Below are 22,056 nucleotides of genomic sequence, written 5' to 3'. Positions count from 1 at the left end.
CCCTAATAGGCGTCGATTTCCTTCAGCGCCTCTGCCACCAGGCCCCAGCTTTCGACGCCGCCCGCGACGCCGATATAAAGTGTCGTCTGCAACAGCGTTTCGCGGATATCCTCCTTCGTCGCGCCGTTTTGGACCGCGCATTTGGTCAGGCGTTTCAGCGGCACATGGCGGTTCAGCGCCGCGCAGATTGCCATGGTGATCATGCTGCGTTCGCGCAGCGTCAGGCCCTCGCGAGACCATGTCTCGCCAAAACAGGCGGACGTTACGAAATTTTCCAGCGGTTCGTGGAAATCGTCGGCCGCGTCCAGCCGTTCGACGCTTGCTTCGCCGAACAATTGTTTCCGCATTTCCCGGCCCTTTTGGAAGGCGGGATCATCTGTCTTTAATGCCATGTCTGGTTCCTCTTTATTTAAGATAGGGCCGGGCGGCGTTGCCCAGCCATTGCATTTCGTCTCTGGCCGCTTCTGAAAAGCGCACCGCGCGCAAAAAGCCGTGCGGCATTGCCTGCGCCACGCGAAATGTCGTTGTCACGCCGTGGGCGCGAAGCCGATCCTCATATTCCGCATTTTCCTCGCGCATCCGATCATGCTCGGCAGCCAGTATGATCGTCGGCGGCAGGCCGTGCAGACCGTCGCGTTGAAGCGGCGGTGGTGGTGCGGGATCATCGCGGTCGCGGTCGCGATAGGTTTGAATGATTGCTTCCAGAATGGGCAGGGGCAGAACCGGATCAGCGGCCTCGCGATACGCAGTCCGCGTCTCGTCAATGTCGAACATGCCATAGCAGAGCAGTTGGCAGCAGGGCAGGGGCGCGGCACCGTCGCGTGCCGCGATCACCAATTGCGTCGCAATGAAGGCTCCGGCGCTGTCGCCTGCGACGCCAATGCGGTCACGATCGATCGACAGCAGGTCCGCCATTTGCACTGTCCAGGCGAGCGTATCGACCGCTTCATCCAGCAGCGCCCGCGTCGTCGCCTCGGGCAATCGGCGATAACCGACGCTGATGACGACGGCCTCCGCAGCTTCCGCGAGGGCGGTGGCGAGTGCATCGTAACTCTCGATGCTGCCGGTCGTGAACCCACCACCATGAAAATACACCAGCGCCGCGCGAGTCTCCACCTTCGGGCGATAGATCCGCACGGGCGTTTCCCGGCCCGCGGTAACGACGAAACTGTCGACCACCGTCATCCCCTGTGGCCGCGGATAGGCGATGGCGGCGGCATCCCGATCGGCGATCAGGCGTGACTGTTCCAGCGAAAGCGTCCGCCCCACCGTGCCGGCGCGGACCGTCTCGATATATTCCGCCAGTCCGTCTGCGAGTTCGGGGGGTGCCGCCAAGTTCAGTTCCAGAGGCGCTGCGAGGCGATCGCCGCACCCTCAACCAGGGCGGACAGTTTGGCCCATTGAACCTCTGGATGGACCCGCGCCATGTTCCAGCCCTGGGAAAAGCCGCAATCCGTGCCCGCGATGACATTTTCGCGGCCTACGGCACTGGCGAAATTCTCGATGCGCATGGCGACCAGTTCCGGATGTTCGACCACATTGGTCTGGTGGCTGACCACGCCGGGCACCAGGATCTTGCCGTCGGGCAGCTTCACATCCTTCCACACCGTCCACTCATGTTCGTGGCGCGGGTTGGCGCCTTCGATGACATAGGCCTGTGCATTGATCTTCAGGATCAGATCGACGACCTCGGTCAGCGGCACGTCGGTCGTATGCGGCGTATTCATGCTGCCCCAGCACATATGATAGCGGACGCGGTCCTCGGGTATGCCGCGCAAGGCGTGATTATAGGCCTCGATCTGCATTTCGGATGCGCGCCGCAGATCCTCTGGGGAGGGATTGGGATTTCCGGGCAGCACCTGATTGCGCGAGGGCAGGCCCAAGTCCAACTGAACGACGAAGCCGACGTCGACGATGGCCTTATATTCTTCATGCATCGCATCAGCGAGCGCATAGAGATAGGCGGACGTGCTTTCGTAAACCTCGCCTGCCTCGGCATCGTCGCGGGCGGGGGTTGCCGACGGCATGAAGGCTTCGACGAACTCCTTGCCCTCCAGCGCGGCCTTGTAATTGTCGAGGTCCCGCTGCAGTGCGTCATGGCCCTCATAGGTGATGGGGCCGACCACATGGCTGCGTGGCATCGGCATCGAAACGGCCTCTCGGACCTTTTCCTCGTCCAGCTCCGGCGACATCCACATGGTTTTGTACATGGCATTATATTGCTTCATGAAGCCGGGGAATTCCTCGCTCAGCTTCGCATAATAGGCACCGCGTTTTTCTGGCGGCTGTTGTTCCAGCCCGCCTAGGCGATCGGTCACATAATTGTGAAAGCTTGGCTTTGAAATTTCGCCGTCGCTCGGCATGTCGATGCCGATTTCGGCCTGCTTCGCGACGACTTCGGCCACGCCTGCTGTAACATCGGCTTCGAATTCCGCCTCGTTCACCGGCTCGCCCAGGGCCTTGTGCATCATGTGCCGCAACACGTTTACGGGCCGGATCAGGCTGCCGACATGCGTGGTTAGGATGCGATCGGTGCTACGCTTCATACGATACTCCCCTTCTGATGCTATCGACTTCACTGACCGGCAGACGGAGAAGGAAATGCCGATTAAAAGTGCCGATTTATGAAAGCTTGGCTTATAGTATCTTTGGTGCCATGTTGAATGAAGTTTGTAAATAGCGACTCTGGAGACCATGCGTGAGACATGGCAGACGGGGGTGCCAGAAGGGGAGAAAGCAGTGTTCGACGGGTCTGTCAGGCGCAAATTGGAGGCGGGAGACACCGTCTTTGGCAGTTTTTTCAAGTTCGATTCGCCCGCGATTGCCGAACTGTTCGGCTTGTCCGGCTTCGACTTTCTGATCATCGATGCAGAGCATGGCTGCTACACCCATGCGGGCATCGAAAATATCATTCGCACCTGCGAGCGCGTTGGCATGGGCAGCGTCGTGCGTACCCCGGACGCGGGCGAGGCGAATATCCTTCACGTTCTCGACAGCGGCGCCGGCGGCATCCAGGTGCCATCCCTGAAAAGCGCTGCGCAGGTTGAGGAGGTGATCCGCTATGCCAAATATTGGCCTATCGGGGAACGCGGTTCGGCCCGCGCCTGCCGCGCCGCAGGCTACGGTATGTCCGGTCCGGATTATGAGGAGCGGGCGAACAAGGAAACGCTGGTCAGCGTCCACGTCGAAAACAAGGAAATGGTCGAGGATATAGAGGCGCTCTGCCAAGTGGAGCATCTCGATGTCCTGTTCATCGGCCCGGGCGACCTCAGCCAGTCGCTCGGCCATCCCGGCAATGCCGGTCATCCCGATGTGGTGGCAGCCATCGACCGCGTGATCGAGGTTGCTGCCGGGCGAAAGCATATCGGCACCGTCGTCAGCAATGCCGAGCAGTTGGAAAGCTACGTCGCCCGCGGTGTCAAATATATCGCCTGGCTATCGGACCTCGGCCTCCTGCGTGGCGCGCTGAAATCGGCGGCCGCGAATTTCGATGCGCACCGCAAATCCTGACACAGCAGAGATAGGACATAAAAGATGAAACGACCCGCTGGTGGACGTGGCCGCGAACTAAAGGACGTCGCGCCTCTGCTCGACGAACTGACAGAGGACATTCTTTACGGGAAGGTGTGGGAGCGCTCGGAATTATCACCCCGCGATCGCAGCCTGATTACGATCACCTGCCTGATCGCGCTGAACCGCGATCAGGCCCAGGGCCATATGGAATATGGCATCGAAAACGGTCTGACGGTGGAGGAACTGGGGGAGGCCATTGCGCATATCGCCTTCTACGCCGGCTGGCCGGTATCGGTCAGCGCGGCCCGAAAGCTGAAGACCATCGTCGACGCAAAGGCCGCTGAATAAGCAGCCAATATAGGGGAGTATCTGGGATGACAGAAGCCGACGCCACCGCTCCTCGTTCCGAGCCGGTCGACATCGAAACCTTTATCGACAACGTGCAATTCTCCGCCTTTCACTGGCGCGTCATGCTGATCGGCGCGATGGCGATGCTGGTGGACGGCTTCGACCTAGGCGTACTCAGCTGGGTGCTACCGATGGTATCCGACGATTTCGGCGTGGAGCGGACCGATCTGACCTGGGTGCTGTCCATGCAGATGGCGGGCATGGTCCTGGGCGCTTATTTCATCGCGCCAATCGCCGACCAGATCGGGCGTAAACGCCTGCTGATCTATTGCCTGCTTGCGGTATCCGCTTGCTGTTTCGTGACGATTTTCACCCAGACCGTGTGGCAGCTGGCGATTGCGCGGCTTGTCACCGGCATGTTTGCCAGTGCGGTCATTGCCAATATGGTTGCACTGTCGTCCGAGCTGGCGCCTGCGCGCAAGCGCTCGACGATGGTGACGATCGTGCTTGCCGGATCCATGCCGGGCGCGATCCTGGGTTCGCTGATGCAGGCGTTTCTGCTGGAGCCCTTTGGCTGGCACATCGCCTTTTACATCGGTGCGGCTTTGCCGCTGATCCTTGTACCGGTGATGATTACATTATTGCCGGAATCGCCAAAGTTCATCGCGACGCGCGACCCGAAGGATCCCCGGCTGCTGGCGATCCTCGCGGAACTGAACCCGAACAATGATCCCATCACCATTGCCCCGCGCCAGGTAACGGAAAAGCGCCAGGGCGGTTTTACGTTGGTAAAGGATCTCTTTGCTCCGGGGCTGGCGCTTCCCACCATATTGTTGTGGCTTGGCTTCATTAGCTCCTTTGCCTTTATCAGCGCCGCCACGTGGAAAACGACCGTGTTCCGCGATCTTGTAGGGCTCGAATGGCATGCGGTGGGCATCACCACCGGAATCGGCGTGATATTCGGCGCCGTCGGCATGGTGACCATCGGCATGGTGATCGACCGTTTTGGCTTTAAGGCGATCGTCCCGTCCTACTTCCTGATCGCGTCCGCTGCGGCCATTGGCATGGCGATCTTCGCGCCGGGATGGGGGATGTACGTGGCCCTGGCCATTAATGCGGCGGCGCAGCATGCGGCGCATGCCGGGCTCGCCTCCATTGCCTCTACGCTCTATCCGACCAGGAATCGGGCAACCGGCGTCGGCTGGGCTTACGGCGCGGGCAGGGCGGCATCTACCATTGGGCCCTTTTATGGAGCCTTGGCACTGGATCAGAATTGGGGGGCACTGGGCTATTTCCTTTTGCTCGCCGCGCCGCTGGCATCCGCTGGTCTGGTGATCCTGTTCCTGCTGACCGTCAAACCCCTGACCACCATTGGACGCGCGACCGCGCACTAGACGGTTTCGCTCATTATCTCCCGCCCCCCAGTTACAACCGGGCGGTGGGGGAGGTGGCGATCTCCCTTTCAAATTTCTTGTGGATCAGCCGCGTTGAACGCCGGGACGGCTATATTCCGGCGTAAATTCTTCCGGCTTGGCACTGTCTTCCAACGAATTCAGCAGCCTGGTCAGGCTTCTTCGTAGGTCGCGCTGCTCTTCGGCGCTCAGGATTTTCAGAATATCGCGCTCGATCGCGCGTGAATCCCTGCGGCATTCGGCCAGAGTATCCGCGCCCGCCTGCGTCAGCCGCAATTCCAGGCGACGCTTGTTCGTGTCGCTGACCCGGCGTTCGATCAGTTCCTTGTTTTCCAGCATCGCAATTTGCTTGATCATCGTCTGCGGCTTGACGTCGTACAGACGCGCAAGTTCTGCCGATGATGTGCCGGGCATGGTCGACAGCGTGGTCAGCAGGCGGAACTGAACGGCCGTAATGCCCAACGGCTGAAACACGTCCTCCAAGCGCACATAGGCCTTGTACTGCACCTGTTTCACCAGGTGCAGTATGGAATGTGTGCTGGCGGGGGCTTTGTTTTGCGTGGCTTTTGCCATGCGCGCCTATTGTCGGATCGCGCGGTCCGTGTCCAGTTGCCGCCCGCCTTGTCAGCCCGCCTTCAGCCGCTTGGACGCCAGCGCCGCGCCCTCTGCCAGCGCAGACAGCTTTGCCCACACAATCTCTGGATGACCGACGCGGGACCCGATGCCGCAGTCGGTGCTTCCCTGCAGATTTTCCATGCCGACCAGGCGGCCATAATTGACCAGCCGTTCCGCTACCAGCTCCGGATGTTCGACCAGATCGGTGAAATGGCCGACGACGCCTGGCGCGATCATCTTTCCGTCGGGCAGCCTGGCATCCTCGAACACATGATATTCATGGGCATGCCGCACATTGCTCGCCTCGAATGTGTAGCATTGCGCATTCACCTTGTAGAGCAGGTCGACGATGTGCCGGAATTCGATGTCGTGCACGTGCGGCCGATGTCCGCTGCCCCAGCACATGTGAAAGCGTACCAGCTCCTCGGGCAGGCCGTTCAGCGAATGGTTGATGACCTCGACCGCAAATTCCAGATGCTTGCGATAGTCATCGACGGACCAGTCCGGATAGAACATCCACGCGGTGGCGAATTCGGGCTCGTCCAGCTGCACGACCAGGCCGGCATCTGTAATGGCCTTATATTCTTCGCGCATCGTTTCGGCGACGGCCATCATATAGTCTTCTTCGCTGTCGTAATATGCGTTGCGCGCGCCCGCACCGGCGCTCAGCGGACCCAGCGCGGCGATGAAGCCGTCGACTTCGCCTTTTCCCTCCAGCCCCTTTTTCAGCGCGGCGATGTCCGCCTGAATTGCCTCCTGGCCGACATATTCCAGCTTGCCCGTGCACACTTTCTCGTCGGTCTTGGGCTGTGGTTTCTTGCCCGGCGTCATGAATCCGGGGCGGACGGGTCCGCCCGCGCCCGCGAACCACAGGCCGGAGTCATAAAAGCCGGGAAAGTCGCGCCGGTCGCGCTCGCCTGGCCCGGCGCGCTTCGGCGTGGCGGACGGATCCTTGGGCAGCGTCTCCCAGCCGTTCACGCGCGCCTGCACATAGCCTGTGTAGCTGCCCATATTGGCCGCTTTCACATATTCGCCGTCATTGATGACATCCAGACCGCACTCAATCTGCTTGTCGACGACCTCCTGAACCGCAACGGGCAGCCGCTTGTCGATGGCATCGCGATTGCTGCCGGCATCCACCAGCAGTTCGTCCAGATCCGCGGGTCGAGGCAGGTTTCCGCCGTGCGTGGTAAGGATATGATCTGTGGAACGACGCATAATTATCTCCGTGGGTAGCGTGCGGCGCGTCAGCGCCGGCGGGTGAATTTCTGAATTTGATGATCGGCATGGGCTTCGTCGATCCAGCCGGGACGCAGCGCGAAGCTGTAGGTGACTTCGGCCACATAAACATCGCCATGGCCGTCAACGGTAATGCTATGTGGGGCGATGAAATTGCCCGGTTCGTGACGCGCGGATGACGAGCCGCCCCACCGGTCCAGCACCTTGCCATTTCGGTCCAGAACGCTGACGCGGCCCGGCCGGTCTTCCATCATTTCACCATGGACGAAGCTTTTCTTTCCCTTTGGCCGCCATAATTCCGCGACATAGGCCAGGCCATCGCCGTCGAAGGCGATATCGCAGGGGCGCTGCACGTCGGTCCATTCCTCCAGAAATTCCCCCTCTGGAGAGAATATCTGGATGCGGTCGTTTTCGCGATCACAGACCACAACCCGCCCTTCGGCGTCACAGGCAATACCGTGCGGCAGGTGGAATTCGCCCGGTCCGGTTCCAATCTCGCCCCAGGATCCGATCAGCTCGCCCTCTGCCGTAAAGCGGTGGACGCGGCAATTTCGATATCCGTCCGCCACGAACAACTCACCGTTCGGCGCCACGGCAAGATTGGTGCAACCGTTAAAAGGTCCTCCCGGATAGCGGATGCATTCGCAGGCATGCACTTCGTAGGGCGGGTTCGCCTCATATCCAGTATCCGATGGCTCGCCCGGCACACCCAGCGTCATGATCGCCTCTCCCTCCAGGGAAAAGACGCGGATGCTGTGGTCACCATTGTCGACGCAATATACCCGATCGTCGGGTCCGATGGTCAGGCCGTGCGCCATGGTGAAGATTTCGTCCCCCCACGCGCCGATGAAATTGCCGCCCCGATCGTAAATCAGCACCCGATGGGGGAAACGCGTGAACAGGAAAACCCTGTCCTTTGAATCTGTGGCGACGCCGGTAACGTCACGGTGGCTGAAGCCTGCAGGCATTTTTTCCCAATGCGCGTCGACGTCAAATATCGGCACGGCCATTTCCGCGGCAGGCGGCATATCGTTCCCCAAGATGCGTCGCGTCCAGACGACACGGACAGTCATTGCGGCGACTATGGCGACCTCAGTTCGCGTTTGCAAATGATGAATGCCATATGATAACGGCGATTGACAATTTGCCCTCCCTGTTGCTCAGGTCGGGGTTACACCTGTGGGGAGAGGACCGGAATGTCCGACAAGGGCACGGCAACAGTTGATGTCGAGGAATTCCTCGACAATCTGAAATTCAACAGGTTTCACCTGACCATATTGATCATGTGCACGGCGCTCGCGGCCATTGACGGTTACGAGCTTTATGTCGTCGGATGGGTGCTGCCGAACCTGGCTGAGGATTTCGGGGTCGCCCGGACAGACATTACTTCGGCGATGATCGCGCAGCAGATCGGTATGCTGCTGGGTGCCTTCGTCATTCCGCCCCTCGCCGACCGTCTCGGTCGGCCGCGCGTTCTGTTCCTCTGTTATGCGGGCATGACGTTGAGTGCGTTTGCCATTCTGCATACCACCTCGCTGGTGCCCTTTACGATCTGCCGTTTCATCGCGGGCCTTTGCGGAACGGCGATGATCCCCATTCTGGTAACTTTGGCGTCAGAGGCTGCGCCAAAACGCCTGCGGTCGACCATGAGCACGATTACCGTTTCGGGAACCATGATCGGCGCTCTTCTGGGCGCGGGAATGCAGGGCTTCGTGCTCGAACCCTATGGATGGCAAGGCGCCTTCTGGATTGCGGTCGTGCTGCCGGGAGTGATGTTGCCGCTCATCTGGTTTTTCATGCCGGAATCCCTGCGCTCGATCGCAGCCCGCAATCCCCAGGATCCGGAGATCAACCGTGTGGCAAAGCGGATGCAGCCGCGCGGTGCGGCCCCGGTTCTCGTAACGGCGCAGCCGCGACCGACCCGGGACGGCAAGAAGCACACCATGGTCTCCGACATTCTCGGACCCGGTCATCGCATGAAGACATTGCTGATGTGGGCGGTCGCGATTTCCAGTTTCGTGTTCATTACCGCCGGAGTCTGGAAGACGACCATATTCAAGGATGTGATCGGCCTCGACTGGCAGCAGGTTGCCACGATCAATGCAACGAACACCATCGCCGGCTTCTTCGGCATGATCTTCATCGGCGTGTTCATCGACCGCTTTGGGTTCAAGATCGTCATGACGGGCACCTTCCTGCTCGCCGCCGTCGGCGCGGTAATGATTGGCGTGCTCGCGCCCGGCATCGGCATGTTTGTCGCCGTGGGCGCGATGGCCATATTTCAGCATGGCGGACAGGCGGGCATCGCCGCGATGGCGGCTGCGCTGTATCCCCCCAGTCACCGGGCGACCGGCGTTGGCTGGGCGTATGGCGCAGGGCGGGTCGCCTCGATCTTCGCCCCGCTGTTCGGCAATGTCGTCCTGAACGGCAATTACGGGCCTATCGGAATTTTCGCATTGTTGGCCGTGCCGCTGGCATCCGCAGGACTCTTCTCGTTCTGGCTCATGAGCCTGCGGGATGCGCCGAAAATTACGCGGGCCGATCTGAAACATGGCTGAGGATGGGGCAGGGGCTACCGCGCCCAAGGTCGACGCTCACGCTCATATCTTTACCTGTGACATGCCGTTCGCGGCAGGGGCGCATTCTCGGCCCGACTATGATTATTCGGTGGAAAACTACCTTGCCGATCTGCGGGCAAACGGCCTTTCCCACGGGGTGATCGCTGCTGCCAGCCTTTACGGTGATTATAATGACTACACACTACAGGCACTTCGCACGGCGCCAAATCTGCGCGCGACCGTGATCCTGACGCCGGAAACATCCGCCGCCCGCCTGCGCGATCTGGCAGCGGTGGGTGTAGTCGGGGTGCGGTTGGTCTGGCGCCGGCTGCAGCAGTTTCCTGACCTCACATCCGAACCGTGGGCTGGCTTCCTACAGCGGCTCGCGAATGCGGGGCTGCATGTCGAACTGCTCGCCGGTGCCGCCGACCTGCCCGCCCTCCTGCCACCCTTCATCGAAAGTGGCGTCCGGGTCGTGGTCGATCATTTCGGCGTTCCTTTGCGTGAGGAGGGGGCGAGCGGACCAGGCATGGACGCGCTCTTTCGGGCGGTGGCCGCCGGCGATTGCTGGGTGAAGATCTCGGCGGGCTTTCGCCTGCCATTTGCGAACGCCCAAGCATGCACGGATCGCCTGCTGGCAGAGGCGGGGACTGAGCGCCTCTTATGGGGCAGCGACGCCCCCTTCATAAATCACGAGGCGGAGGTCGATTTTCCTGCCGCGCTGGCGCTTTACCGCCGCCTCGTTCCCGATGGCCATGTGCGCGCGGCCATCGACGACACCGCTATTGAACTTTATTTTTCCTGAAGGGGAGTATCCCATGAACCGCAAAGAGCGCGCAATTGCGTCGGCTGAACTGGAGATGGGGGTGGCCGATTTCTGGCATGACGTCGATACGAACTGGGGTCGTCGCGCTGGGGAATATTACGCCCCGGAGGGTGTTTACCGCTCGGGCAAGCTCAATCTGGAGGGTCGCGAGGCCATTCAGGATTTCTATTCCTGGCGTGAAGCGCGCGGCGCGCGCGTTGCCGTTCACGCTTACAGCAATTTTCGCGCTGACTTCTCCGATGACGGCACGGCGGAGGCGACATGGTATATGCTGCTATGGGCCGCCGATGGAGAGGCGCCGTTGGAAAGTACCGCGCCGACCCGCATCAGCCGTGCAAAGGAAATTTTTCGCTGGGACGATGAAGAGGGGCGGTGGCTGTGCACCAGCCGGACGCTGGAAAACCTGTTTCGCGGCGGTGCGCAGCTTAATTTTACTTGAGCGCTAGTTACGCCGCGCGAACAGGCGCTTGCCCGTATCGTGCAAGACCTTGCGCCGCTCCTCCTCGGTAAGGAGGCCGGTGGCGGCGTTCGCCCGGCGAACCATATCCGCGAACTCCCCCTTGGTATTGCCGAAATCCGATCCCCACATCAGCCTGTCGGCGCCGTACAGATCGACGACGTGCCGCAGGAACTGGTCAGAGGGGATGCCTGCGGCGTCGAGGACGTTCAGGTTGATCGTCGTCAGCTTGAAATAGACATTCTTCTTCGCCGCCAGGGCGTGGTGGGCTGCACCCAGTCCGAAATCGGGCGCATTTTCCGCCGCTGGCCAGCCAATATGGTCAAGAACGACCGGCAGGCGTGGGAAGCGTGCGGCCAGTTGGCCAATCCGCGTCAGCGCCGCCTCGCTCGGCCGTCGTCCCGGCAGGTACATCAGGACGACCGCAATGCCCAGTTTGTCGGCCTCTGCCCAGACGTTGAGCGCCGCCTCGCTTTCCAGATAGGAATAATGGCCGGTGCTGTCCGGAAATCCCGTCATACGGATTCCGGTCACGCCGCGTTCGGTGACGAATTTGCGCAACAGGGCGGGTGTATCGGCCGATTGAGGATCCAGAATGACGACGGCCCCGATCCGATCGGGATGGGAGTCGCACACGTCCATCAGATAGCGATTATCGGTTTTATAGGTGCTGTTATACTGCACCCCGGCGCCGCCCTCCACATGGAGGCCATCCCATGATTTCAGGATGATCTCCGCCGTTGACGGGGCGCTGAGCACACGCTTTCGCAGTTCGTCGGCGCCCTCGCGCGCACCGGCGGTATCTATGGGATATCTGGCGACATCATTGGAAAAGAAATGCGCGTGTGTATCGAACAGCATTGTCTCGTGCCTTTCTCCTGACGCCCTAAATCCCGGCAGGCACGTCAGCAGCACGAATGCCATCCATGTCCTGACAGTGCGTTGCACGGATCTCGAACCTTCCGAAAAGGAGGGCACCCATGAAGGATGCCCTCCAGGCGGGGGAGGCGAGGTGGATCAGAATTTCTTGCGCACACCGACCATGAAATTCCGTCCAACCTTGTCGTAATATTGGCCGTTCACCGGTCCGTTCAGGATGATGTACGGGGTGGGGGGCGGATCCTTGTCGAACAGATTATTGATGGCGCCGAACAATTCGAAGTCCCGGTCTACCCCGGCAAAGATCTTGCCGAACAAATTGAAATAGGTGATGGCGGGAACCGTATTGTCGTTGATCGTGTTCGACGGCTGCGTGTTGTAAAGCACGTCCTGCTTACCCTTGCTGATGAAAATCGTCTGCAGGGTCAGCTCGAAGCTGTCATTGCCAAGTGTCTGCGACAGGTTTCCCCGGAAGGTCGGGATTGCGCCCAGATTGGCCCAGCCATTCTCGCCCGCCCTGTCCACCGGCGGCGCGCCAGTACCTGAATCCACATATGCGTGGAAGATATAGGTGCCGCTGGCATTGATCGAATAACGCCCGCCATCGCCCATGAAGCCGACATTGGTGTTATAGTTCAGCGTCATGTCGACGCCTTCCTGCTCGAACGCGCCGACGTTCAGGGATCCGGCGACCAGGCCCGTCTGGATCCGGTCGTTCGGGTCGGCCGTGCTCGTGTCGGGGCCATAGCTGAACAGGCTACAGAAATAATCTTCGCCCTGGCTGCACAGATTGGCGATATTGACCGTGGAAAGGTTGGTAATCGCGTTGTTGATCTTGATATTATAGTAATCCACCGACGCACCCAGTCCACGCAGCGCTCCGCTACCGCGATAGGCGAAACCTGCCGTCCAGGTATCTGCGGTTTCCGCTTCTGCGTTTGGATTGCCAGCACTGGTATTCTGCGGAATGACGGCGTTCTTGGTCACTCCGTCCACGACCAGAGTGACATTGTTCGTCACATTACTGCCCGGGCTCGCTATTTCGTTGATTGCAGGTGCACGAATATCGCGGGAGCGCGCAACGCGAATATTAAACCCGTCGAACGGCTCCCACACGCCGCCCAGTTTCCAGGCCGTCTGACCACCTACGCTGCTATAATCGGCATAGCGGACCGCGCCGTTCACGTTCAGCGTGCGGGCGCCCGGCAGATCGTCCAGCAGGGGCACGGTCGCCTCGACGTAACCTTCCTTCACGTTGAACTTGCCCTCATAGGGGACGGCGTTACCTGCTGTCAGAAAGCCGTTGTTCGAGGCCACTTCGTCCGCCGTCAGTTCCTGCGTTTCCCGGCGATATTCGCCGCCGAACGCCACGACGACGGGGCCGGCCCATGTGTCGAAGGGTTCGCCGACAACGTTCGCAGCGGCCGTCAGCTGATCGTACTTCACTTTATTGATGCCTTCGCCCCAGATATATTCCTGGGACGCGATCGTGGAATTGCCTTCGCCAAACAGGTTCAGTGGCTGACAGCCGGCGGCAGCGGGGTTTCCTTCCAGAACGCCGCGGCACACTATGCTGCCGGTGTTGGGGTCCCGCACGGCGTCCAGCGCAAAATTCAGGTTCGCGCGAATGGGATTTTCAAATGTCTTGGATGTGTAGTTGTTAACCCCGTAGGATACGTGTCCATCCATGCGCCACGTGTCGGCCAGCTCAACCTCAACGCCTGCCACTGCGTGCGGTGTCTCATTGGTGATCTCGTACAAATTATTGTCGATATCATAGGCGATACGGCTCATGTTGAAGCTTTGGACGTCATCCGGCAGGCGATCGAGCACGCCTTGAGGGATGAAGGCGTTGTCGCGCTGGATCGTGACATTCGCCAGACGTATGGGAACGCCAGCCAGAGTGCCGACGGACCGTGACCAGCCGCCCTCCACATATGCCGTCACCCTGTCGGATATGTCATAATAGATGGAGCCATAGGCGGTCAGGCGTTCGACTGCGGGGACCAGGGAGGTGTCGGTGATGATGGATTGGCCTTCGCCGCCGATCATCGTCGAACCGCCGGAAATTTCCCCGCGCTGGAAGGGGCGCAGCGTCCCGTCCGGATTGAACGTCATATCCCGCAGGCCGGGAATATTGCTGGTGATGACGCCCGCCTGGCCCAGATTATTATGGACATTGGGGGCAAGGATATAGGCTTCTCGACCATTGCTCGCCCGCTGTCCGTTGCTGACGATCAACTGCTCCTCGCGGCCCCAGTCGCGGCTGTAGATGTCGGGAACGCCGTTATTGTCGGAATAATCGGCGCTGATGACAACCTTTGCGCGATCATCGTCGAAGTTGGTGCCGGCGATGAAGCCGCCGCGGAATGTACGATAGTCGCCCTCTTCGGCAATACCTGTCTGTCCGACGACCTGAACCCCGTCATATTCTTTCTTCATGATGATATTGACGACGCCGGAGACCGCGTCCGAACCATATAGAGCCGAGGCGCCGCCTGTGACGACGTCCACGCGTTCGATCATGATGGTTGGGAACAGGTTAAGGTCGGTCGTCGTGGGCGTACCCAGATTGCTTGCGGGTGCGAAGGGCACGACGCGCGACTGGTTCACCAGAACCAGCGTCCGCTGACCGCCAAGCGCCCGCAGATCCGCAGTGGCCTGCGCCGGGCTGGATGTGTTGGTCGCATTGGCACCGGGCGAGCGGGTCGCCTTGAATGCCGGGTTCTGGTTCAGGACCTCCATGACGGTCGTGGCAGCCTGCCGCTCGATCGTAGCGTCTCCCACCACCTGTGTCGGCGTCGGCGCCTGCAGACCGTCCTGCGTTGTTCGGGACGCGGTAACGACGATCTCCGCAACATCGCCGTCATTCGCCTGGACGGTGGCTGGCGCCGCGGCGCCCTCGTCGGGGGCGCCCTCCTGTGCCCAGGCGGGTACAGCGATCGCTGTCATTGCCGTGGTCAGTGACAGGACCTTCAGCCATTGCCGGGTCGAGCGCTCGCAGGCGTGTATCATCGCTAATTCCTCCCCATCGATTGACGAAACTTAAGGTTCGTCTTTGTTGAATCGCATTCGTAAAAACGCAACGTTGATCCGCCTTAAAATTAGCTGATGACGAATGCAATATGATATATTTGTCTCATCTCAGGACGTCTTCACAGCCCCACGCTGCGGTATTCTCGCCTTTCAGGACAGTGCGCCGCGCAGCCCTTCTTCTTCCACTTCGCCCGTTCGCGACGAGGGCGGGGCAAGCGCGCGAACCAAGGCAGTAGCGGCTCGGTTCGCCAATCAGCTACCGCCCCCAGTCAGGTAAGCGCGGGCGCGGCGGTGAGCGGAGGTACCGGGACCCTGCATCAGCGCGCCAGCGCCTCTTCATAGATACTTGAATCTATTAGGCCTTTGATCGCCTCTCTGCTGCGTGGGCTACGGCCCTCCTGCTGCGCTAGCCACACTTCCTCGGCGACCATGATGTCGAGAAGCTTGTCCGGAATGGCGGCGGGAAATGACAGGTGCGACCAAGAGCCAGTCACGTCTTCCAACGCGAAGCCAGTACGTTCCGCAGCCAAGCGCTGCGCCGCCTCCGGGTCCGTCTGAAGCGCTGACGATGCATCGATAATGGCGCGTACCAGCGTGACGATCTGCTGGCGCTTCGCGGGGTCCTGCAGTTGCGCCGTGGTCGTGTTCAGATTGAACATCTCGCTATAGACTTCTGGATCGGTAAAGCTGATCAGATCGTCGCCCACTGCCTGGGCGGCACGTTCGCCATAGGGGTCCCAGATCGCTACGGCGTCCACTTGGCGGGTGGCGAGGGCGTTCGCCATTTCGTCAATCGGGACGCGAACCGCCTCGATGTCGGAAAAGCCCAGATCCTCCTTTTGCAGCATGCGGTGAACGAAATAGCCCGCTGACGTCGTGGGGATCGTCGCGATGCGTTTCCCCTTCAGGTCGCTAAGCGTTTCGATCCCGGCAGATCGGCGGGCGACGATGCGGTAATGCCCCTCCGTCAGGGTCAGGATGATACGGATTTCCGGGTGCTCGATGGAATAGCGCAACGCCTGCGTCTCGGCATGCGTGGCGACATCGGCGGGGCCGGCATCGAACACGCCCGCAATATTCTCCGCGCCGACCAGATTAGGGATGGCGCCTTTCTCGACCGGCAGCCCACCGGGGTAAAAATCGCGTGCCGCATAGAGGAGGGGCGCCGATTCAATCGCCCCCGTATTTGCCCGTATGCGCAGATCCTGGCCGTCGGGCGAGGGGGCCCCCGGCGTACTGCAGCCGATAAGAGACGCCGCCATCATTGTGACCAGCGCGCAAAAAGCAAAACGGGGTCGTCTCATATCTCGCTCCAATGACAGCCAGGGTGATAACGTCTAGATGCTGCCACCGGTTTGGCAAGGGGCACGCCGCGGAGTGATCTTCTGCGGGGGTAAGAAATAATGCCAGCGCCCCGACAACAGGCAAAGGCCGCCCGCTGCGAATATCGTCGCTGAGGAATAGTGGGCCATCGCCCACTGCGATGTGTGGGAACGAATGTGGTTTATTCTCTGACACCCAAACGTCATTCTTAGAAAAAATTGGCTGCAAATAGTCAAAGTAGGCACGCAGCTGATGATAAAGATAATGAGTTTTGGGTAGGAGGATAAACAATGGCCGTTCTTGAAGAAGAGCACGCAGAACTTGTCGATCTGGACTCTGCAGAATGTTCGCCCAAGGCTGTTGATAGTCTTATCTCACCATCCGATGATACGGAATCGCTTCCTATTCTTGATTTTTCCAAGATGCATGGGGCGGAGCGGGAGCGCCAGGAGCTGATTGCAAAACTCAGGACAGTTCTGCACGAACATGGCTTTTTCTACATCGCAGGCCATGGGGTCGACCCGGAATTGATTTCCGAATTCATTGCCGCGTCCAAGCGTTTCTTTGCCTTGCCGGCGCAGGACAAGCTCGCCATCGAAATGACGCGTTCTCCGCATTTCCGCGGTTATAATCGCGCGGGCCTTGAACTGACCGGCGGCCAGCAGGATTGGCGAGAGCAGGTCGATTTCGACCGCGAGGAAGAGGCGGTGTCCGATGACTCCGGCGCGGCCATCTGGAAAAGGGCGCTTGGCCCCAATCAATGGCCGCCTGCAATGCCGGAATTGAAATCGATCGTGCTGCGCTATCAGGAGGCCGTGACGCAGCTCGGTATCGACGTCCTGAAGGCCATTGGACTGGCGCTTGGCCAGACGGAGGACGTCTTTGCGCCGCTGTATCGCTCCGGCCCGCGCCAGCATCTGAAAATTCTCCGCTATCCGGGGCGCGACAGTTCCGGCTCGCGGCAGGGTGTTGGGGCACACAAGGATGGCGGCCTCGTGACCATCCTTCTGCAGGATGTCCTCCCGGGTTTGCGCGTGCAGTCGCAGGATGGCAGCTGGATAGAGGCGCCCCCCATTCCAAATACCTTCGTCGTCAACACGGGTGAGTTGCTTGAGCTGGCCACCAACGGTTTCGTACGCGCAGATGTTCATGCCGTCGACACGCCGCCACCGGGAACGGAGCGCTTTTCAGCGGCCTTCTTCCTGGGGGCCAGTCATGACGGAACGGTGCCCGTCATCGAGCTGCCGCCTGAACTCAAGAAGGTGGAACGCGGCGTCAGCACGGATCCCGCCAACCCCATTTTCCGCGAAGTGGGCATGAACCACCTGAAGGCGCGCATCCGCTCGCACCCCGACGTCGCGAATATCCATTATCCAGAAATGGTCTGATCCAGTTTCATCCCACATGCCCACGCCTCCCGGCATGGCATGGGGGATGGCGCTCCGCGTGATTGCTTGTCGGAGGGCATGATGCGGAGGCGGCCTCCGGACACCCTACGGGTCCGGAGGTCGCAATGTGCACCCGGTCATCACTGGATTTTGGCGTCCTAGAACGCGAAGCGTGCGCCAACGCGGAAATACCGTCCAATCGCGTCGTGAAACGGGGATCCATTATAGCTGGGTGAGGTGATGGGCAGAGGCGCCAGGGGCGGGTCCACGTTGAAGATATTGTCGACCTGTCCATAGATTTGCCAATGATCGCCGATCTTGCCCGTCAGGTCGATGTCGACATAAGTTCGCGATGGGATGGAATTGTCGTCAATATCGACACCCTCCTCATAATCGTTCTGATATGTGCCGCTGTCGACGTAACGCACCTGAACGCCGGCGGCCAACAGGTCATCACTGTAACGGGCGGAAAGATTGCCGCGCCAATGCGGTACTCCGCCGCTGCGACCCACCTGTCCCGCGACATCGCTGTCCTGGCCGCTGACGGTAGTGGTCAGTTCGTCAATATAGGTCGCAAGCCCCCGGAAGGTGATGTCGCCGTTCCCGATTGGGACGCGATAATCGAGCGCAACGTCAAAGCCATCCGACTTCAGCGCGCCAGCGTTCACCAGCGTCGCCTCCACCCTGTTGATCGCGCCGCCATCGCCAAAGCTGATTGCACTACACAGCGCATCCTGGCCCAGGTTAAAGCAATTATCGACGATCTGCTGCCCTGTCAGCGATACGATCGCATCGCTGATATCGAACGAATAATAGTCGAACGACAGCCGCAGGTTGCCGGCCCATTCGGGTGTATAAACGAATCCTGCGGTCCACGCCTTCGACGTTTCCGGCGTCAGGTTGGGATTGCCGCCGGTCAGTTCCGTCACAGTGGGGTTCTTGATGTCCGGCGCAACGTCGCGCGGATCGATCAAATTACGGATCAGCTGGTTTTGCCCGGAAAACAGTTCGTTGACGCTCGGCGCCCGAATATCGCGGGAATAGGTGCCGCGCAGGCGCAAATCGGCAAAGGGTGAATAATTGGCGCCCACCTTCCACGTCGTCACCGTGCCGCTCGTCGAATAATCGGTCAGGCGAACCGCGCCGTTCACGTCCAGCAGATATCCGAAGGGCTGATCGTCCAGCAGCGGGACGACGATCTCTGCAAAGGCTTCCTTTACATTGACGGATCCGCTCAGCGGTTTCGGGTTGACGGTGATATATCCGCTCGCCTGGGAAATCGGGTCGGAAGAGGCGTCGATGCGATCCTCTCGATATTCCGCTCCCACGGCAATATCCACGTCGCCCGCCCATGTTCGGAACGGGGAACCGGAGATGCTGGCAGAATAAAGGTCCTGCTCCTGCCGCGATTGCAGGACGGCTGTACCCAGATAATAATCAAGCGCCTCCTGGCTGATGGAGCCGTCGCCGAACACGTTGATCGGGACGCAATTCGCGATGTCGGGGTCGCTGCTGCCGGGGCTCAGCACCTGCGCGCGGCACACCGCCTGACCGCCGGCCCGCACGGAATCTATGCCGAGGCTAAAGCGGCGAAGGTTGCGGTTATTGCCATCTTCGCGGTCGTAGTCATTGCGAAAGAATTGCGCCCCCACGTTCCAATCCCATCCCGCGAACGCGCCATTGGCGCCCAGGCCATAGCGCCGGACGGTCGAATCCACTGTGTTGGAAAAGGGGCCTTCCTCGGTGGCGATGCGGCCCATGCGAAACGATGTCAGATCGTTAGCATCCAGGATCGACCCGATTTCGTCCGGCAGGAAGGCGTTGTCGCGCTGGATCGTCAGCGTACCGCGATCGGTGGCCGTGGTGCCGTCGGAAAAAATGTCGATCTTGGAGATCAGCGCATCGGCATACAGGCTCACGCTTTCCGACACGTCGAATGTCGCGCGCCCAAAGCCCGAAAGCCTCTCTACTTCTGGAAAGATATTGGCCTGCGGTGCCAGCGTTCCGCCATCGCCGCCGACCATGAAGGACGTGCCGACCAGGGTTCCATATTCAAATGGCCGAACGGTGCCGCCGGGGCCGAATTGCAGGCCGCGTAGGGCCGGGATGCTGTTCAGTGCGGTGACACCGCCGGAGGTCAGTTGCGAAAATCTGGCATTGGCGGCGGTGATACGGGCAGGGCCGTCGCCGGGATTGCTGACCAGTGCATAATCATCGCGGCCCCAAGGGCGGGATGATTGAAACAGCTGGCCGTCATTCTTGTAATAGTCGATGGACCCGACGACGTGGAAACGCCCGTCGGCAAAGCCATGCCCCGCCGCCGCCGACCCCGCGGTGATGGCCACGTCGCCATAGGTGGAAATGCCCTTCTGAACGTCCCCCTTCACGCCAGAGAAGCGGTCGTCGAGGGTGATGTTGACGACACCCGAAACAGCGTCGGAGCCATAGGCGGCGGATGCGCCGCCGGTGACGATTTCGACCCTCTGGATCAACGCTGTGGGGATAACGTTCGTGTCGAATGCGCCGGTCGGATCGGTCGCGGCGACGCGGCGCCCGTCCAGCAGCAACAAAGTACGCGAGGGGCCAAGTGCGCGCAGATCGAGATTACTGGCGCCGACCGGTTCGCTGGATTGGCCGGTATTCTGGTTCGTGCGCAGTGCCGGAACATCGCTCATCAACTCCGATACGCTGCGAACGGCCTTATACTGTAATTCGTCCTGGCTGATCGCGGTTACAGGCGTTGGCGCATCGAATTCCGAAATACGAGTTCCGGTAATGACAATGGCTTCGCTGTCAGATGCGCTGCCTTCGTTCGCAACAGCAGGAGTGTCGGCAACAACTTGGGCTGATGCCTGTTCATACCCAATAGATATTAGACTGATACCGGACAATAGCAGGCAGGACTTGAAATGTGCCATCGGAGATCTCCCCAGCTCAAATGTTTATTTATTTTTTGAGTCGGGCGGGACTCATGCGCTGACAATATCAAATGTGCAAGAACAATTCGTCATGAACAACAATCGTTCGCGATTGTCATATTTACGGACCTTGGCTATCCATCATTGTCGAACCGTGCAGAGACCGGCGATCGATCGCCAGCAGGAGCGTTAAATCATGACAGACAGATTATCCGGACGTATCGCGATCATCACCGGCGCATCGTCGGGCATCGGTGCGGCAGTGGCGCGGGCGTTCGCGGCAGAGGGTGCGCGGCTCGTCCTGGCAGCACGGCGGCGGGAACGGCTGCAGGAACTGGCAGATGAGCTAGGGCCTGCGGATGTGCGCATATGCCCGACCGACGTCACCGACGAGGGCCAGGTAAAGACGCTGTTCGCCCAGGCCGGGGAGATGGGGCCCGTGGACCTGCTGGTGAACAATGCCGGCGCCACCACCCACGGTTCCGCCATCGACATGCCGCTGGACACCTGGCGGCAGACGCTCGACCTGAACCTGACGGCGGCCTTTATCTGCGCACGGGAGGCGATGCGCGCCATGGTTCCGCGCAGTCGCGGCCGCATCATCAATATCGGCAGCATTTCCGCGCAGGCGCCGCGCGACAATGCCATCGCCTATACGGCGAGCAAATACGGACTTGAAGGACTGACCCGCGGCCTCGCGCTGGAGGGGCGCCCGCACGGCATTACCGTCTCCATCATCCACCCAGGCTCCACAGCTACCGAACTCGCCGGAAAGCCAGAGGATCTGTCAAAGGTCGGCCCGAAAACCATGGCCGGTTCGACGGTCGCGCAGGCCATAGTGACGATGGCCTCCATGCCGGATGAAGCGAACCTCCTGTCGGCAACGCTGCTCCCGATAGAGCAACCCTATCTGGGCCGGGGCTGAGGGGCGGAAAATGGTGGATGCACTAGGGCTCGAACCTAGGACCCGCTGATTAAGAGCCCTTGAAGGAGTGTTGATTTGAAAAGATATTTCCCCAACCTGGGGAAGAATGGCTTGCCGAGAATCAATCGGTTACAAACGAAAGTCCAACTGTCTTGGGGGCGTCTAGACACGATAACGACGTCTTGTTCGGACCCCGGAACTTGCGACCGTCCCGCGTGCCGCCCTCGACGAAGTCGCATGCTCAGACGTGGCTAGGATCTTGAAAGAGCAAGCCGGATGGATGCGAGGTGGTCCCGGAAATTCCTACAGGGTGCAAAGCTCATCCCGACCTGAAGGAATGGGCGGGAATGAAGACGACGAGAAAGCGCTACAGCGCGCAGTTCAAGGCGAAGGTGGCCGTGGAAGCGACCCGGGGCGACCTGACGCTTACGCCATGTCGGAACATGCGAAGATGCAGGCTGCTGATAACCAACATCCTTTCCGGAAGTAGGCCGGCTTAATCGGCACGGGCCAGCGTGAAGCTTGATCCGCAATCGCCCCGCTCCAGAACAAAGCCGCGCTACGAAATTTCCCCTCGCCGTGCAAAGATACTGTTCGTCAAGGTTCACTCGCGTTGCCA

Annotated in this window: 18 protein-coding genes; 8 read left to right on the top strand and 10 right to left on the bottom strand. The window is 60.2% G+C overall.

Translation table 11 applies throughout. The annotated features are described in order from the left end of the window. Positions 1 to 2: 2 nt before the first annotated feature. Genes ACSMXM_RS06350 through ACSMXM_RS06340 form a run of 3 tightly spaced genes read right to left on the bottom strand, consistent with a single transcriptional unit; the run spans position 3 to position 2,546 of the window. Positions 3 to 392, bottom strand: coding sequence for a carboxymuconolactone decarboxylase family protein (locus ACSMXM_RS06350; RefSeq protein WP_460314972.1), 390 nt, complete (start codon positions 390 to 392; stop codon positions 3 to 5). Between the two features lie 13 nt (positions 393 to 405). Next, complete coding sequence (locus ACSMXM_RS06345) at positions 406 to 1,335, bottom strand: alpha/beta hydrolase (protein WP_460314970.1); 930 nt, start codon at positions 1,333 to 1,335, stop codon at positions 406 to 408. A gap of 2 nt (positions 1,336 to 1,337) precedes the next feature. Continuing rightward, entirely contained in the window at positions 1,338 to 2,546 is a 1,209-nt protein-coding gene (locus ACSMXM_RS06340; RefSeq protein WP_460314968.1) for a cobalamin-independent methionine synthase II family protein, read from the bottom strand. A gap of 148 nt (positions 2,547 to 2,694) precedes the next feature. Here ACSMXM_RS06340 and ACSMXM_RS06335 point away from each other — a divergent pair, with 148 nt between their 5' ends. Genes ACSMXM_RS06335 through ACSMXM_RS06325 form a run of 3 tightly spaced genes read left to right on the top strand, consistent with a single transcriptional unit; the run spans position 2,695 to position 5,255 of the window. Then, the gene (locus ACSMXM_RS06335; RefSeq protein WP_460314966.1) at positions 2,695 to 3,510 is read left to right on the top strand and encodes an HpcH/HpaI aldolase family protein; all 816 of its coding nucleotides are present in this window, start codon (positions 2,695 to 2,697) and stop codon (positions 3,508 to 3,510) included. Positions 3,511 to 3,534: 24 nt separating this feature from the next. Further along, positions 3,535 to 3,861, top strand: coding sequence for a carboxymuconolactone decarboxylase family protein (locus ACSMXM_RS06330; protein WP_460314964.1), 327 nt, complete (start codon positions 3,535 to 3,537; stop codon positions 3,859 to 3,861). Between the two features lie 26 nt (positions 3,862 to 3,887). Beyond that, a complete protein-coding gene (locus ACSMXM_RS06325) occupies positions 3,888 to 5,255 on the top strand; it encodes an MFS transporter (RefSeq protein ID WP_460314963.1) in 1,368 nt (455 codons plus the stop codon). Between the two features lie 84 nt (positions 5,256 to 5,339). On the opposite strand, the gene ACSMXM_RS06320 is transcribed toward ACSMXM_RS06325, so the two are convergent. The 3 genes from ACSMXM_RS06320 to ACSMXM_RS06310 are packed head-to-tail and all read right to left on the bottom strand — an operon-like array spanning position 5,340 to position 8,155. Further along, entirely contained in the window at positions 5,340 to 5,846 is a 507-nt protein-coding gene (locus tag ACSMXM_RS06320; protein ID WP_460314961.1) for a MarR family winged helix-turn-helix transcriptional regulator, read from the bottom strand. A gap of 51 nt (positions 5,847 to 5,897) precedes the next feature. Then, positions 5,898 to 7,106: a uroporphyrinogen decarboxylase/cobalamine-independent methonine synthase family protein gene (locus ACSMXM_RS06315; RefSeq protein WP_460314959.1), complete on the bottom strand. Its 1,209-nt coding sequence runs from the start codon at positions 7,104 to 7,106 to the stop codon at positions 5,898 to 5,900. A 29-nt stretch (positions 7,107 to 7,135) separates the two neighbouring features. Continuing rightward, a complete protein-coding gene (locus ACSMXM_RS06310) occupies positions 7,136 to 8,155 on the bottom strand; it encodes a peptidyl-alpha-hydroxyglycine alpha-amidating lyase family protein (protein ID WP_460314957.1) in 1,020 nt (339 codons plus the stop codon). 168 nt (positions 8,156 to 8,323) lie between these two features. Here ACSMXM_RS06310 and ACSMXM_RS06305 point away from each other — a divergent pair, with 168 nt between their 5' ends. Genes ACSMXM_RS06305 through ACSMXM_RS06295 form a run of 3 tightly spaced genes read left to right on the top strand, consistent with a single transcriptional unit; the run spans position 8,324 to position 10,950 of the window. Beyond that, positions 8,324 to 9,685, top strand: a complete 1,362-nt coding sequence (locus tag ACSMXM_RS06305; protein WP_460314955.1) for an MFS transporter — start codon at positions 8,324 to 8,326, stop codon at positions 9,683 to 9,685. Next, positions 9,678 to 10,490 (top strand): amidohydrolase family protein, encoded by an 813-nt coding sequence (locus ACSMXM_RS06300; protein ID WP_460314953.1) that lies wholly within the window; start codon positions 9,678 to 9,680, stop codon positions 10,488 to 10,490. Before ACSMXM_RS06305 ends, ACSMXM_RS06300 begins: the two co-directional genes overlap by 8 nt. 13 nt (positions 10,491 to 10,503) lie before the next feature. Continuing rightward, positions 10,504 to 10,950, top strand: a complete 447-nt coding sequence (locus ACSMXM_RS06295; protein WP_460314951.1) for a nuclear transport factor 2 family protein — start codon at positions 10,504 to 10,506, stop codon at positions 10,948 to 10,950. Between the two features lie 3 nt (positions 10,951 to 10,953). Here ACSMXM_RS06295 and ACSMXM_RS06290 read toward each other — a convergent pair whose 3' ends face one another. The 3 genes from ACSMXM_RS06290 to ACSMXM_RS06280 all read right to left on the bottom strand — a co-directional run bounded on the left by ACSMXM_RS06290 (position 10,954) and on the right by ACSMXM_RS06280 (position 16,187). After that, entirely contained in the window at positions 10,954 to 11,829 is an 876-nt protein-coding gene (locus ACSMXM_RS06290) for an amidohydrolase family protein (RefSeq protein ID WP_460314949.1), read from the bottom strand. Between the two features lie 156 nt (positions 11,830 to 11,985). Then, positions 11,986 to 14,862: a TonB-dependent receptor domain-containing protein gene (locus ACSMXM_RS06285; RefSeq protein WP_460314948.1), complete on the bottom strand. Its 2,877-nt coding sequence runs from the start codon at positions 14,860 to 14,862 to the stop codon at positions 11,986 to 11,988. 338 nt (positions 14,863 to 15,200) lie between these two features. Next, complete coding sequence (locus tag ACSMXM_RS06280; protein ID WP_460314947.1) at positions 15,201 to 16,187, bottom strand: ABC transporter substrate-binding protein; 987 nt, start codon at positions 16,185 to 16,187, stop codon at positions 15,201 to 15,203. Positions 16,188 to 16,496: 309 nt separating this feature from the next. On the opposite strand from ACSMXM_RS06280, the gene ACSMXM_RS06275 reads away from it, so the two are divergent. Continuing rightward, entirely contained in the window at positions 16,497 to 17,594 is a 1,098-nt protein-coding gene (locus tag ACSMXM_RS06275) for an isopenicillin N synthase family dioxygenase (protein WP_460314945.1), read from the top strand. A 158-nt stretch (positions 17,595 to 17,752) separates the two neighbouring features. On the opposite strand, the gene ACSMXM_RS06270 is transcribed toward ACSMXM_RS06275, so the two are convergent. Next, positions 17,753 to 20,512, bottom strand: a complete 2,760-nt coding sequence (locus ACSMXM_RS06270; protein WP_460314943.1) for a TonB-dependent receptor plug domain-containing protein — start codon at positions 20,510 to 20,512, stop codon at positions 17,753 to 17,755. 196 nt (positions 20,513 to 20,708) lie between these two features. Between ACSMXM_RS06270 and ACSMXM_RS06265 the strand changes: the two genes are divergently transcribed. After that, positions 20,709 to 21,437 (top strand): SDR family oxidoreductase, encoded by a 729-nt coding sequence (locus ACSMXM_RS06265; RefSeq protein ID WP_460314941.1) that lies wholly within the window; start codon positions 20,709 to 20,711, stop codon positions 21,435 to 21,437. Positions 21,438 to 22,056 lie beyond the last annotated feature (619 nt).

The organism is Pacificimonas sp. ICDLI1SI03 (assembly GCF_054740865.1).
The sequence above is the reverse complement of the archived record's forward strand: the minus strand, read 5'-3'. Positions and strand labels throughout refer to the sequence as shown.